Genomic DNA, 14,622 nt, shown 5'->3' with positions numbered 1-14,622 from the left:
ACTTGTCTATACAGGAATAGATTATGGCTTCTTCATCCAATGCGTTAACCCTTTGCCGCCTGCAACCAGGTCATGTTGATCTGCCGATGCTGCGCAAGATTTATCAGGGCAATGTCCGCCTTGAACTGGCTGAGGAGGCGCGCGCAGGCGTGCTGGCGTCGCAGGAAACGGTCACCCGCATTGTTGAGTCGGGGAAAGTGGTCTACGGCATCAATACCGGTTTCGGCAAGCTGGCACAGACGCGTATTCCGGCGGCGCGTCTGGCGGAACTGCAACGCAATCTGGTGTTGTCGCACAGCGTCGGCATCGGCAAGGATCTGGCGGATAACGTGGTGCGTCTGGTGATGGCGACCAAAGTGCTGAGCCTGTCTCGCGGCCATTCCGGCATCCGCATTGAGGTGATCGACGCACTGATTACCTTGTTCAATGCCGGTGTTTATCCGTGTATTCCTGAGAAAGGCTCCGTGGGGGCATCCGGTGACTTAGCGCCGCTGGCGCATCTCTCCCTGATGCTGATTGGTGAGGGGCAGGTCACGGTGCAAGGCGAAAAAATGTCGGCGACTGAAGGTCTGGCGACGGCAGGCCTGAAGCCATTTGAACTTGGGCCGAAAGAAGGGCTGGCCCTGCTTAACGGCACACAGGTTTCCACCTCGCTGGCGTTGTCCGGTCTGTTTGAAGCCGAACGCGTATTTTCTGCCGGACTGGTGGCGGGCGCATTGTCGCTGGAAGCCATCAAAGGTTCCGTAAAACCGCTGGATGCACGCATTCATGAAGCCCGCGGCCAGCAGGGGCAGATTGGGGTGGCGGCGGCACTGAGCGAGATCCTGTCCGGGAGTGACATTGTCACGTCTCATGCAGATTGCGGCCGCGTACAGGATCCGTATTCCATCCGCTGTGTACCGCAGGTGATGGGGGCTTGTCTGGATAACCTGCACCACGCTGCCCGTATCCTGCGCATCGAAGCCAATGCTGCTTCTGATAATCCGCTGGTGTTTTCCGAAAACGGTGACGTGATTTCCGGCGGTAACTTCCATGCCGAACCGGTGGCTTTTGCTGCCGATATCATCGCGCTGGCCGTCGCTGAGATCGGCGCGATTTCCGAGCGTCGTATGGCGTTACTGCTCGATACCGGGCTTTCCGGTTTACCGGCGTTTCTGGTCAATGACGGCGGTGTGAACTCCGGCTTTATGATTGCGCAGGTTACCGCAGCGGCACTGGCGTCGGAAAACAAATCGCTGGCGCATCCGGGCAGCGTTGACAGCCTGCCAACCTCGGCGAATCAGGAAGATCATGTATCCATGGCAACCTACGCCGCCCGCCGTCTGGGTGACATGTGCTTTAACACCAGCGTGGTCGTGGGCATTGAAGCGATGGCCGCCGCACAGGGTATTGATTTCCTTCGTCCGCTGCAAAGTTCAGCGACGCTGGAAAATGAAATGAAAGCTATCCGTGAAAACGTGGCGTTTCTTGAAAAAGACCGCCTGATGGCACCGGACGTTGAAATGATGCGTCTGTGGGCTTCCCGCGAGCATTGGCCTGCGGCGATTGAAGCGCTGCTGCCAAGCTTTGCCTGATGACTTTTGTCCTGTAAAGATTGATTCAAACACCCTATTTCAGAGAAGGAAACGATGATGAACGCTCCACAAAAAACGGCCATTGCCCGCGTTGTTCGTGCGCCGCAGGGCACGGAACTGAGCTGCCAGAACTGGCTGATTGAAGCGGCATACCGCATGATCCAGAACAACCTCGATCCGGATGTCGCTGAGCGCCCGGAAGATCTGGTGGTTTACGGCGGCATTGGTAAAGCAGCGCGCAACTGGCCGGCGTTTGAAGGCATTCTTGACAGTCTACGCAAGCTGCGTGAAGACGAAACGCTGCTGGTGCAATCCGGCAAGCCGGTTGGCGTTTTCCGCACCCATACCGATGCGCCCCGCGTGCTGATTGCCAATTCCAACATTGTGCCGCACTGGGCAAACTGGGATCACTTTCACGAACTGGATAAAGCTGGCCTGATGATGTACGGCCAGATGACCGCCGGTTCCTGGATTTACATCGGTGCGCAGGGCATCGTGCAGGGTACTTATGAAACCTTCGCGGAAGCGGGACGCCAGCATTACAACAGCGACCTGCGCGGCAAATGGATCCTGACTGCCGGTCTGGGCGGCATGGGCGGCGCCCAGCCACTGGCGGGCGTGCTGGCCGGAGCCTGCGTACTGGCAATTGAATGTCAGGAATCGCGCATCGATTTCCGTCTGCGCACCCGTTATCTCGATTACAAAGCACACAGCATTGATGAAGCGCTGGCCATGATTGAAAAAGCCTGCGCCGAGAAAAAAGCCATTTCCGTGGGGCTGCTGGGCAATGCCGCAGAGGTGATGCCACAACTGGTTGCCCGCGCAAAAGAAGGCGGTCTGCGCCCGGATATCGTCACTGATCAGACCTCGGCACATGACCCGCTGAACGGCTATCTGCCGGAAGGCTGGAGCCTGGAAAAATGGCAGGATGCACGACTGTCAGATCCGCAATCGGTGGTGAAAGCTGCCCGTGCGTCGATGGCCAAACACGTTCAGGCAATGCTCGATTTCCATGCAATGGGCATTCCGACGGTCGATTATGGCAATAACATCCGTCAGGTTGCCAAAGACGAAGGCGTGGAAAATGCCTTTGATTTCCCGGGTTTTGTGCCTGCCTATATCCGTCCGCTGTTCTGTGAAGGCAAAGGCCCGTTCCGCTGGGTGGCGCTTTCCGGGGACCCGGAAGATATCTACAAAACCGACGCCAAACTGAAAGAACTGTTCCCCGATAACGCAAACCTCATTAACTGGCTGGACATGGCGCGCGAACGTATCGCTTTCCAGGGGTTACCGGCGCGTATTTGCTGGCTGGGGCTGGGAGAGCGCCATATTGCCGGTCTGGCATTCAATGAAATGGTACGTAATGGCGAGCTGAAAGCGCCGGTGGTTATCGGCCGCGACCATCTCGACACCGGTTCTGTTGCCTCACCAAACCGTGAAACGGAAGCCATGAAAGACGGTTCTGATGCAGTTTCCGACTGGCCGCTGCTGAACGCTTTGCTTAATACTGCGGGCGGCGCAACGTGGGTCAGTCTGCATCATGGCGGTGGGGTCGGGATGGGCTTCTCGCAACACGCCGGAATGGTGATTGTGGCTGACGGTACCCGGGAAGCCGATGCCCGTCTTGACCGCGTGCTGTGGAACGACCCGGCAACCGGTGTGATGCGCCACGCAGACGCTGGCTATGAACAGGCAAAAGACTGTGCTGAACGTCATCACCTGAATTTGCCAATGCTCGCAAAGTAATAATGGTAAGTGATTAATTCATTGAGAAATTAAATTGAACAAACCTCACGGGCAGTGGCGCAGGCCGTTGCCCGTTTTGTTTCAAAAACATTCGGAAAATGCTGCAAAAAGTGGCGTAAAAATCCGCTGATTTACGGCATACTCGGGAGCATATCTACAGTGTGAGGTAAGTAATGGCTTCAGATCTGGCAGTTCTTGATTCGGCATTTAAAAAGCAGCAACAGCTTCTGAAAAATCTGGCAAGGCCCGGGGCGCGGTCACTGAGCGTTTATAACGCCGGGCTTTCGGCCGATGCGGTGCAAAAAAAATACGGCGTGACTCATATTGCCAAACTGGCCAGTAATGAAAACCCGCTTGGTGCCAGCCCGCAGGTGGTGGCGGCGTTAGAAGCGGATGCCCGTTTCAGTGCGATTTATTCTGATGCATCGAGTGCGGTGCTGCGTGACGCGCTGGCAGCAGATACCGGCGTGGCAGCCGAAAATATTGTTATCGGCAACGGTTCTGAAGACATTTTGCATATGCTGGCGCTGGCGTTTCTTAACCCCGGCGACCGTGTTGTGACGCTGATCCCCTCGTTTGGTTTACACGAAATCTTCCCGCGCATGATGGGGGCGGATGTCACGATGGTCGGCGTGAATGCACAGCAGGAATTTGATGTTGAAGCCTGGGAAACCGCACTGCGCACACCGGCCAAAATGTTGATTTTCAGCAACCCGTCCAATCCGGTGGGCTGCATGCTTAACCGGGAAGGATTCACCCGCATTATTAATGCCGCGCCAGCGGATTGCGTGCTGGTGATTGACGAAGCCTATTTCGAATATTGCGAAACCGACGCTGCCTATCCTGACAGTCTGCTGGTGCTGGCTGAGCAGCCACGACCGTGGATTGTGCTGCGGACTTTCTCGAAAGCGTACGGGCTGGCCGGGCTGCGGGTGGGGTATGGTTTAGCCAGTCACCCTGAACTGGTGAATTTGCTGGACAGGGTGCGGACACCTTTCAACATCAACCGTTCGGCGCAGGTGGCTGCCGTGGCGGCATTGCAGGATAAACAGCATGTCCGCGACAGCATTGTGCTGGTCACCGCACTGCGTGAGGACATGGCGGCCGAACTTACCGCGCTCGGTTTTAACGTCGCCTCATCCTATGCCAACTTCCTGTTCTTCGATTGCGGCCGCCCGGCTACGGAACTGGCACAACGCTTGCTTACTTATGGCGTGATTATCAAACCCTGGCGTGAAACCGGTTATGAAAACTGGATCCGCGTGTCCATCGGTAATGAACAGGATAACCGGCAGTTTATCGACAGCCTGAAACGTATCCTGACGGAGGAGGTGGAGTGAAACGTGCTGCGCTGAACATTGACGATCTGCGCCAGCAGGCTAAATGCGCCTTGCCCCGTTTTGCGTTTAGCTATGTTGAAGGCGGGGCGGATGATGAGCAAACGCTGCAGGATAACCGTGAGGTTTTTGGCCGCTGGCGCTTTATTCCGCCGGTACTGAACGATTCAAGCCAGCGCGATTTGTCCGTCAAGGTGTGCGGGCGGCGGCTTTCTGCACCGTTACTGATTGCACCGACAGGCTATAACGGCATGTTGCGTTTCGGCGCGGATACCATGCTGGCCCGTACAGCGAAACGTGCGGGTATCGCCTATATCCAGAGCACGGTTTCAACCGCTTCGCTTGAAGAAATCGCGGCACAAAATCTGCCCCAGCACTGGTTTCAGTTGTATGTGCTCAAAGACCGGAGCGTCACCACCAGCCTGCTGGAGCGCGCCAGAGCAGCCGGTTGCACCACGCTGGTGGTCTCGGTTGATGCGGTGCATTTCGGTAACCGCGAAAAAGATAAGCGTAATTACCGACGGCCGATGAAGCTATCGGTGCTGAGCATGATTGATGTCGCGCTGCATCCGGGCTGGGTCTGGCGAACCTTAAAACCGGCAGGAATGCCCGGTTTCGGCAATCTCAAACCCTACGTTCCGGCAGATAAACAACGAGGAGCGGGCGGGGCGAGCTACTTTTCAGCGCAGATGGATACCCGTCTGAACTGGGAAACACTGCGCTGGATCCGCAGCCAGTGGCAGGGTGCATTGTTGATCAAAGGGATCCTCGCGCCGGAAGATGCACAGCTCGCTTTTGCGAGCGGAGCCGATGGCATTGTGCTGTCAAATCACGGCGGCCGTCAGCTCGACGGTTCGGTAAGTGCACTGGAAGTGCTGCCGGAAATCCGCAAGCTGTGCGGTTCGCAGGCGACGATCCTCATCGACAGCGGTTTTCGCCGTGGCACTGACGTGGTGAAAGCCCTGGCGCTGGGCGCGGATGCGGTGCTGCTCGGCAGACCGATGTTATATGGTGTCGCCGCAGCCGGTGAGGCGGGTGCGCAACGGGCGCTGGAGATTATTTTGCAGGAAGTTGACCGCACGATGGCGCAGCTTGGCTGCACGTCGGTTCGCCAGCTTGGGCCGCATTTGTTGCGTCAACAACCCTATTGATTTGAAGTAATAACAAAAACATCTTCAGAGAATTTTCATCAGACCCGTCAAATACAAAAATCACGGAGAGGCAGTTATGCAGGCACAGAATATTATCTTCCCGGCGCAAATCCTGCGCGGCCCCGGCGTTATCTCTCAGCTTGGTGACATTTGCGCACTGCTGGGTACGCGTGCGCTGGTGATTGGTGGCCATCAGTCGCTGGCCGCCGTGGGGGATAAAATCCGCCACCAGCTTGAGGGTTCCGCCGTGGAACTGGTTGGCAGCGAATGGTTTGGCGGGGAAAGCAGTGAGGGCAATATCAGCCGCCTGGCTAAAATCGTTAAAGATAAAAAAGCCGATATCGTGATTGGTGTGGGTGGCGGCAAATCTCTTGATACCTGCAAAGCCGTTGGCGTGGAAACCAATGTGCCGGTTGTGACGATTCCGACGATTGCCGCGACCTGCGCCGCCGTCACGCCGCTGACCATCCGTTACCACGACGACGGTCATTTCCGGGATTTATTCCCGCTGCCACAGGCACCGGCTTCGGTGGTCATCGACAGCGAAATTCTGGCTGTTGCCCCGTTGCGCTGGCTGGCTGCTGGCCTTGGCGACACGCTGGCAAAATGGTATGAATTCCGTGCCATCAGCAGTCATCATGGCCAGCTGAGCGGCGTCGCACGTTCTTCCAGCGCCAACAGCCGGATCTGCTATGACCTGATCGAATCTTACGGCCCTGTGGCCTGCGACGCCGTCCGCGCAGGTAAACCGAACGCCGGGCTGGATCAGGTACTCGATGCTATTTTCATGTTTGCGGGCCTGACATCGCTGATGAGCAGCGGGGCACATGCCGCTGCATCCCACGCCATTTATGAAGGTTTCACGGTCTGTGATAAAACCCGTGAATTCGGCCATGGTCTGCTGGTCGGCTTCGGCAACCTGTGCCTGCTGGCGCTGGAAAACCGCAGTGATGAGGAACTGCTGGAAGCCGTCAGACTTGCGCAAGCCTGCGCTGTGCCGCTGCGTCTGAGTGAGATTGCCGATCTTAATGAGGATGAGCTGGAAAGTATTGTGCAGGCATCACTGCATGCGCCGGATATGGCGAATATGCCAGAACAGGTGACGGCGGAGGCGCTGTATGCGGCAATTGCAAGGGTGGAGGAAATGGGGGCGAGAATTTAAGGTTTTTTAGAGTTTCAGGTGTGTCGTGCAAGCTTTAACTTATTGGTTTTTCATTAATACCCCCTCCCGGCCTCCCCCTTCGCAGGGGGAGGAGCAAAAGCCAATCCCACAAGCAACCCGGTCGGCTCCCTCCCCTGCGAAGGGGGAGGGTTGGGGTGGGGTATTACAGACAAAACAGTAACTTATGTACACTCCGGTTGAACGCCGAGCTTGCACGGGGCCTGAGCCAACCCGTGTCTGACATCAGATCCCCGCCAGATATCCCCCGTCCACATAGAGCACCTGCCCGGTGATATACGCCGCGGCCGGACTGCTCAGAAATACCGCTGCGCCGATCAGATCTTCCAGTTCGCCAAATCTTCCCAGCGGGATCTTTGCCTGCATCTGCCGGCACCAGGCGGCGTTGTCATAAAACTCAGCGGTCAGGTCTGTTTTGAAATATCCCGGTCCGATGCCGTTCACCCGGATGTTTTTACAGGCCCATTCTGTCGCCAGAGTATGTGTCAGGCCGACCATCGCCGATTTAGATGCGCCGTAAGCAGCAGCGCCGGGCACGCCGACCTGGCTGGTCAGGGAGCACAGATTCAGGATGCTGCCACCGCCATTTTCAGCCATCAGCCGTGCTGCGGCCTGGGCACAGAAAAATGCGCCTTTAAGATTGGTGGTCAGAATGCGGTCCCACAGCACTTCGTCGACATCCATCGACGGGCATAACTGTTCAGTACCGGCATTGTTAACCAGCACATCCGGCGGTGCGGGCAGCGAGGCGAAAGCGTCGGCAAAAGTGGCGGGCTGCGTGACGTCCAGTACCAGCGGCGTGGCGTCACCGCCTTGCTGGCGGATTTGTTCGCAAACGGCATTCAGCGTGGTGATATCACGCCCGCAGACAATGACGCTGGCTCCGGCTTGTGCCATACCTGAAGCCAGGGCCTGACCAATGCCGCGTGAACTGCCGGTGATCAGTACCCGCCTGCCTTGCAGCGAGAAACGTTGCAGGGAGAAAGGAGAGGCCATCAGGGTCTCCCCACCGGGCTTATCCGCGCCAGCCAGTCGCTGAACTCATCGGTATCTTCGACCGGTTCGCTGCCGAGCATGACGGCCATTGCCAGCCCGAGGGCGGAACTGGTTGGCGTATGGCCGCTGAAACCTCCGGCGCGTAAATCCAGTACCAGCGTCGGGCAGCAGAACATGGCGAGCCGGAAGATCCGCTGCCAGTGGGGTGGCAGCCAGCCGTGGCGGGCGAGTTGCGTCAGTAACGGCTGCCAGTATTCCTCGCCTTTGTCGCGTAAAAACGCTGCGCGCAGCGGGGTTAACTGCCAGTTATGATCGACATATAACGTGTCGCCGCGACGCATCACGGTTACTTTGTAAAGTTCGCCGCAGCGTGCAGGTTCATACAGCCACAGCGGATGGGCAAAAATGTTGTGGAATGTGGCTTTGATTTCCGCCAGTAGCGCCGGAATATTACGACCGGCAAACGCCGGGTCGAAGCTGACCAGTTGCGGGATTTCCTCTGTAGTGTCGTACCAGACGTTGGCATTATGCGCGTCACCGTGCGCGGTAATCACCCCGTGATCGGCCAGTGCCGCCGGTGCCAGGCGGACGCCTGCTTCACTGAATAGTTGGCGTAAACTGTGCTGATAAGCCACGCCGTTGATTACCCATCGCAGGTTGCTCAGTGTCTGCCATTCCAGTTCCTCATCTTCCAGCCGGAAGGTTTTACCGACGTAAAAACGGGCCACGCGACCACCAAAACCCGCGGTGATTTCCGGGTTTTCCGGAGAAATTAGCCGGTGATAGAACAACTGATGGACAGGTTCGGCCGCCACCGCACTGACTGAGCCGGGTTTCAGCGTCGGCAGGGTATGGGTCAGAATATCGCGGTCAGCGCGGCGCTGTGCCTCTTCGATTTCCGCTTCCTGGTCCCACGCCTGCTGCTGTTCGATATCGCGGCAGATGTCCGCCATGCGCCGGTCATGGCGCAGGGTGTACATCAGAATCTGCCGCCCCGGCTCGCCGCAGGCATAGACAGGAACATCCACGCGAAAGCCACTTTCACGCAGCAATTCTGCGTTGTAATACTCCTCGATGGTTTTATCTTCGCCTTCTTCATTGTGATATTTGAAGAACAGGGCGCGGCCATCCTCAAGGGTCACGGTGCCGTTGAGAGAGTTGAGGCTGTACTGATCGCGGTTGATGGTGAGCTGACCGGCAGCCACGCCGGTGACTTCGCCGATAAGCTGGCGCAAAACGTCTGCCGCCTGCTGCCATTCTCCCGCCTGCACTAACTGACGCGCCTGCGCGGCCAGCGGTTCACTGCCCGTCATATTGCTCATCGTTACTGGCCTTTTTTGTTGATGATCTCAGTGCGTAAAGCCGATACCGCCAGCGCGTGGCCGGGGAATCCTTCATACAATGCAAAGGCGTGTGCTTTATCGGCCAGCGGCTGATAGCCTTCGCGGGTGACATAGCCTACGGAGATCCGTTTCATGTAATCGAACACAGACAGCGGCCCGACGGTTTTCGCTGCGCCATTGGTCGGCAGAACTGCGTTCGGTCCGAGGACGAAATTCCCCAGCGTGATCGGTGTGTAATTGCCCAGCAGGATTTCACCGGCATTGCGGATTTTGCCCATCACGGCCATCGGTTCTTCGGCCAGAATTTCCAGATGTTCCGGCGCGTACTGATTCACAAATTCAACGGCTGCGGTGAAATCTGCTGTCAGCACCACGCCGCCGTGGGTTCCGCATAATACGGCCTGTGAGAATCCGGCCCGTTTTTCATCGAGCTGCGCCCAGTAACCGGGCAGTGCGGCGATGGCCTGTTCAGCGACCCGACGGCTGCTGGTGACCAGATACGCCGAAGAATCCGGGCCATGTTCTGATTCGATGATCAGATCCAGCGCTGCCAGCGCACCGTCCACGGTGTCATCGGCGAGGATCAGGCTTTCGCTTGGACCGGCAGGAATGCCGGGGTCGATCAGATTCGAGAGTTGACGCTTGGCGGCCACCACCCACGGGCTGCCCGGGCCGACTATCTTCAGGCACTTCGGCACGGTTTCCGTGCCGAATGCCACGGCAGCGACACCCTGTGCGCCGCCGCATTTGTACACTTCGGTAATGCCAACCAGACGTGCGGCCACCAGCGTGGCGTCATCGACTTTCCCGTCGGGGCCTGGCGGGGTGATGACAATGGCGCGTTTTACCCCTGCGACCACCGCCGGAATGGTGGTCATCAGTAACACGCTTGGGAATGAGCCTTTGCCGCGTGGCACGTAACAGGCTACGGAATCGATAGGCACATGGCGGTCACCGGCAAAGGCGCCGGGGCGGATTTCTTTCATCCACATGTCTTCCGGTTTTTGTGCTTCATGGAAGGCGCGGACGTTTTCGACGGCGAAACGGATCGATTCCACTACCTGCGGATCGAGGCGTTCAAACGCCGTTTCGAATTCCGTATCTTCCGCCAGAATGCTCATATGCGGCGCGGTAACGCCGTCGAAATCGCGGGCAAAACGGCGCAGGGCGGCATCGCCTTCGGTACGCACCGCTTCAATGATCGGCGCAACGCGCTCAGTGAAAAACGACAAATCGGCTTCCGTGCGTTTGAACAGCTCCGCTGGCAGTTCAGACGAATCACTTAAATCATGAAAAGTTACGGCTTGAAAAGGTGCAGACATGGTCAATCTCCGGTTATCAGGCCAGTGCAGCGCGGGGATGGCCGCTGCGGATAGTGTGCAGGACCTGGCGTTGCAGATCAGTGAATTCAGGGCTGGCGGTCAGTTCCTCACGGCGCGGACGCGGTAATGGCACGTCGTAAGTCGCGGCAATCGTGCCGGGGCCCATCACCACAATGCGGTCAGAAAGATATACCGCTTCTTCAATATCGTGGGTGACGAACATGACGGTCAGCCGGTGTTGCTCCCAGATGCCGGTCAGTAATTCCTGCATCTGGTGGCGGGTCATGGCATCCAGCGCGCCAAAGGGTTCATCCATCAGCAGGATTTTAGGGCGGTAAGACAGCGCACGGGCGATGGCGACACGCTGTTTCATGCCACCGGAAAGCTCCGCGGGCCAGGCATCAGCAAACTGCGTCAGTTGCACCAGTTCGAGATGCTGACTGGCTTTTTCACGGCATTCCGCGCGGCTGAATCCGGCGGCTTTCAGCGCAAACTCAATGTTCTGACGCGCTGTCAGCCAGGGCAACAGGGTGTATGACTGAAACACCACGCCACGGTCAATGCCCGCGCCGCGAATGGTTTTGCCATCCACCTGAACGTCGCCGCTGTCGTAATCCTCAAGCCCGGCTGCAATCGACAATAAGGTGCTTTTGCCACAGCCGGATGTGCCAACCACCGAAACAAATTCATTGTCCGCCAGTGTCAGGCTGATGTCGTGCAGCACTTCGCGCGTTTGTTTGCCAACCTGAAAACTTTTGTGCAGATGGGAAATGGTTAACACCGACATCAGGCGCGCCTCTTGTTGTAGCGGAACAGCACGCGCTCAAGTGCACGCATGATCTGATCGCTGATTAAACCCAGAATACCCAGCAGCAAGATGTAGCCGATGATGGTGTCAGTCTGGAAGAAACGTTGCGACACCACGATGCGGTAACCGAGCCCGGACGTGGATGCCACCAGTTCGGCCAGCACCAGCCATGTCCACGCCCAGCCGAGACTGATGCGCAGTGCGTCCCAGATACCCGGCAGTGCACCGGGTAAAACGATGCGGAACAAGATTTTGCGGTCCGGCATGCCTAACGTGCGGCCTAAACCGACAAAATCGCCGGGCACCCGTTTCACGGCGTCGATCACCATCAGAACCTGCTGGAAGAATGTGCCGATCCAGATAATCAGGAATTTCTGCACATCGTCGGTGCCGGTCCACAGAATGGTCAGCGGCACGAACGCCACCACCGGCATGTAACGGATAAAGTCCACCAGCGGTTCGGTCAGCGCTTTGAAGAAACCGTAACAGCCTGCCAGCACGCCAATCACAATCGACATCACTGAGGAAATCGCGAAGGCGATACTGATGCGGTACAGGCTGCTTTTAATGTCGCTCCATAGCGTGCCGTCCTGCGCCAGACTGACCATTTTCAGCCAGACATCGGTCAGTTTGGGCAGGAAAATCGGCGGGATCGCGCCGCTGCGGGTTGCCAGCCCCCAGGCAAGAAACAGGATCACGAACAGCGTGACCGCAATGCCGACGAACACTTTGCGCGACGGCAGGCGGCCAATCACCATCAGATTGAGCGGTTTACGACGCGAACTCATGGCAGGCTGTTCACGAAGCTGGCGTCAATCACCCCGGCGGCGGTTACCGGTTTAGGAATAAGCCCGGCGGCGGTGGCGGCTTTGAGCACGTGGGCGAAGGTCTGGTCGGAGAAGGAATGGCTGAGCACCTGTTTGTTTTCCGCCAGCGAGTAATATTTCACGCCGTCAAACGCGGTTTCCAGATCTGCAGGCGTTGCGCCAACCGCTTTGGCAATGATGGCGCGATCCGCTGTGGTATTGGCCTGGTAGTGGGTCAGGGCGGCGTCCCAGCTTTTAATCAGCGCAGCGATTTGCCCCGGTTTTTCTTTCAGTACGGAATCACGGACCACCAGCACATCGCCAATCAGGCCGGGATCGGAAGAGCCGCTGTAGAGCATTTTCAGCGACGGGTCCTGTTTTTTCGCGGCAGAAATATAGGGTTCATAAGTGACGGCAGCAGTGACGCGTTTGGCAATCAGCGCGCTGCCCGCAGAATCGGCTGGCATCGGCACCGGTGTGATATCACTCCATTTCAGACCTGCAGAATTAACGGCGCTGTGCAACAGAATGTCGCTGGTGGTGCCTTCTTCAAAGGCCACCTGCTTGCCTTTCAGATCTTTCAGTGTGGTGATGTCTTTGCCCACCAGCAGGGCGTCTGCGGTTTCACTTTGATCCAGTAACAGCACCACTTTGATCGGCAAACCGGCAGAGACCATCGCCATCGCGGTATGTGTGGCAATGTTTGCGCCGTCGATCTGGCCGCTGGCTAAGGCGGCGTTGATGTCTTTATCTTCGGCGAAGTTAATGATATCGACCTTCTCCAGCCCCTGTTGTTTAAAAATGCCCTGACTTTGTGCGACGTGCCACTGGCCGTAACCCAGCCAGGGTTCAATGCCCATTTTGAACGTGCCCGCTTCGGGTGCAGCGGCGGAGGTGCTCAGGCTGAATGTGCTGAGTGCGCCAAGACAACAGGCCAGAGCCAGTTTGTTTTTGAAGAAACCCGTAAAGGTCTGAGAAGGTGACATAATTTCCTCGCTTGGTGTGGGAAGAGAAAAAGACGGCCAATAAAAATCCTAATGTGCAACCCTGTATAGACAAGTGGGTGAAGCAATTACTGCGCCACAGTTGAAATCGCAGAAGGAAATCATGCAGGGCTTTGATGTTATACATTTTTAGATAATTAATGAGAAGAAGGTAAATGAACTTATAATTAAAAGTGATAATCCGCACCACAACATGACTTTCTTTGCACCTTCAGGGTGCAGAAAAACAGTGATATACAAAGGGTGCATAAGCCGGTCAGCTGGCTCTGGCTTCAGGAACGGGGATTAATGCCTGTTTAAGGGCGTTGTAAAATAACGTCATCACCGAATTAAACGGTGCGCCTTTTTTCAGTACAAGGCTGAACGGTGTGGCAATTTCAATATTCTCCGGCATCAGTGCGCGGAGTTTATTTCCGCCCATAAATGTACTGGCGTAATGTTCAGGCAGAAATCCGAGATAATTTCCCGTCATCAGCAGCATGGTGACGGCTTCGACTTGCACCGCAATGGCGTGCGTGGAAGTGACATCCGAAAAGATATTTTTTTTACTGTGATTGGCGTAAAAATGATTCACCATGTGCGACGATTTGATCTGTGATTCTTTTATTTCAGCGGCAGGGACGCTGAACAGCGGATGTTTGTCGCCGCAATAAAGATAAGCCATTTCATGATAGAGGAAATAGTAATCAAACTCCGGTTTTTCCTGATACACCGGCATGATGCCACAGGTAAAACGTCCGTCGATAATCCCGCGTTCAATCTCGTCCAGCTGAGTGGCGTGCAGGCGAATACTGACCTTCGGTGCCTGACGGTAAATCTCACCCAACGCACTGACTACGGGCGATTGCGGGTCAGTGATGGTGTTGTCGATGATGCCAATATTCAGCTCGCCAAACAGTTCATGACGGGCGTGATTGAGTTTGTCGCGAAACTGATTGATGGATGAAAATAAATCAAGGCAGGCCTGATAAGCCACTTTACCGTGTTCGGTTAAATAAAATCCTTCGCGTCCTCGGGTGCAAAGTTTCATGCCAAAACGGATTTCGAGATCAGAAATTTGTTTACTGATCGCCGCCAGACCAATATTCAGTTCATTGCATGCGGCGGTAAAGCCACCGGCTTCCACCACAGTTTTAAAGACGCGCAAAAGTTTTAAATCGGCGACGCCAAGGCTGTGCTGGTTAATATCACTTTTTGCGGGTGATGTGTTTCCTGATTTGGAAAGTGGACTTTCCATAATTAATATTTACCCCCGCCTTTAAAATCTACACCATCAAATTCACGTAGCCTCACTCGTTATTACCTTGCAAGCCTCAGATTGTTCAGTGTCATTCGTCATGTTGCCGGAAGGGTTT

The 14,622-nt window shown here is 56.1% G+C and carries 12 protein-coding genes; 5 read left to right on the top strand and 7 right to left on the bottom strand.

The window, feature by feature from the left end; genetic code table 11:
- Positions 1-23 precede the first annotated feature (23 nt).
- From hutH to AACU55_RS16105, 5 genes are all read left to right on the top strand, one after another.
- Positions 24-1,574: a histidine ammonia-lyase gene (gene hutH, locus AACU55_RS16125; protein WP_134705751.1), complete on the top strand. Its 1,551-nt coding sequence runs from the start codon at positions 24-26 to the stop codon at positions 1,572-1,574.
- Between the two features lie 57 nt (positions 1,575-1,631).
- On the top strand, positions 1,632-3,320 hold the full coding sequence (gene hutU, locus AACU55_RS16120) for a urocanate hydratase (RefSeq protein WP_015689922.1): 1,689 nt from the start codon (positions 1,632-1,634) through the stop codon (positions 3,318-3,320).
- A gap of 173 nt (positions 3,321-3,493) precedes the next feature.
- Positions 3,494-4,660 (top strand): histidinol-phosphate transaminase, encoded by a 1,167-nt coding sequence (gene hisC, locus AACU55_RS16115; protein WP_134705750.1) that lies wholly within the window; start codon positions 3,494-3,496, stop codon positions 4,658-4,660.
- Positions 4,657-5,808, top strand: coding sequence for an alpha-hydroxy acid oxidase (locus AACU55_RS16110; RefSeq protein ID WP_134705749.1), 1,152 nt, complete (start codon positions 4,657-4,659; stop codon positions 5,806-5,808). Before hisC ends, AACU55_RS16110 begins: the two co-directional genes overlap by 4 nt.
- Positions 5,809-5,884: 76 nt before the next feature.
- Positions 5,885-6,970 (top strand): iron-containing alcohol dehydrogenase family protein, encoded by a 1,086-nt coding sequence (locus tag AACU55_RS16105; protein WP_134705748.1) that lies wholly within the window; start codon positions 5,885-5,887, stop codon positions 6,968-6,970.
- A 243-nt stretch (positions 6,971-7,213) separates the two neighbouring features.
- Here AACU55_RS16105 and AACU55_RS16100 read toward each other — a convergent pair whose 3' ends face one another.
- From AACU55_RS16100 to AACU55_RS16070, 7 genes are all read right to left on the bottom strand, one after another.
- Positions 7,214-7,984, bottom strand: coding sequence for an SDR family NAD(P)-dependent oxidoreductase (locus tag AACU55_RS16100; RefSeq protein WP_134705747.1), 771 nt, complete (start codon positions 7,982-7,984; stop codon positions 7,214-7,216).
- Positions 7,984-9,306, bottom strand: coding sequence for a hypothetical protein (locus AACU55_RS16095; RefSeq protein WP_037033989.1), 1,323 nt, complete (start codon positions 9,304-9,306; stop codon positions 7,984-7,986). The genes AACU55_RS16100 and AACU55_RS16095 overlap by 1 nt, the downstream gene beginning before the upstream one ends.
- A 2-nt stretch (positions 9,307-9,308) precedes the next feature.
- A complete protein-coding gene (hisD, locus tag AACU55_RS16090) occupies positions 9,309-10,649 on the bottom strand; it encodes a histidinol dehydrogenase (RefSeq protein WP_013575482.1) in 1,341 nt (446 codons plus the stop codon).
- Between the two features lie 16 nt (positions 10,650-10,665).
- On the bottom strand, positions 10,666-11,436 hold the full coding sequence (locus AACU55_RS16085) for an ABC transporter ATP-binding protein (protein ID WP_013575483.1): 771 nt from the start codon (positions 11,434-11,436) through the stop codon (positions 10,666-10,668).
- Positions 11,436-12,245, bottom strand: a complete 810-nt coding sequence (locus AACU55_RS16080; RefSeq protein ID WP_013575484.1) for an ABC transporter permease — start codon at positions 12,243-12,245, stop codon at positions 11,436-11,438. The genes AACU55_RS16085 and AACU55_RS16080 overlap by 1 nt, the downstream gene beginning before the upstream one ends.
- Positions 12,242-13,249 carry an ABC transporter substrate-binding protein gene (locus AACU55_RS16075; protein ID WP_013575485.1) on the bottom strand — a complete coding sequence of 336 codons (1,008 nt, stop codon included), beginning with the start codon at positions 13,247-13,249 and terminating at the stop codon, positions 12,242-12,244. The genes AACU55_RS16080 and AACU55_RS16075 overlap by 4 nt, the downstream gene beginning before the upstream one ends.
- A gap of 274 nt (positions 13,250-13,523) precedes the next feature.
- Positions 13,524-14,504 carry a LysR family transcriptional regulator gene (locus AACU55_RS16070; RefSeq protein ID WP_134705746.1) on the bottom strand — a complete coding sequence of 327 codons (981 nt, stop codon included), beginning with the start codon at positions 14,502-14,504 and terminating at the stop codon, positions 13,524-13,526.
- Positions 14,505-14,622 lie beyond the last annotated feature (118 nt).

This window comes from Rahnella sp. CJA17(1/100) (assembly GCF_963881615.1).
In the GTDB taxonomy this organism is placed as follows: Bacteria; Pseudomonadota; Gammaproteobacteria; order Enterobacterales; family Enterobacteriaceae; genus Rahnella; species Rahnella aceris.
This window is presented reverse-complemented; position numbering and strand designations above follow the sequence as displayed.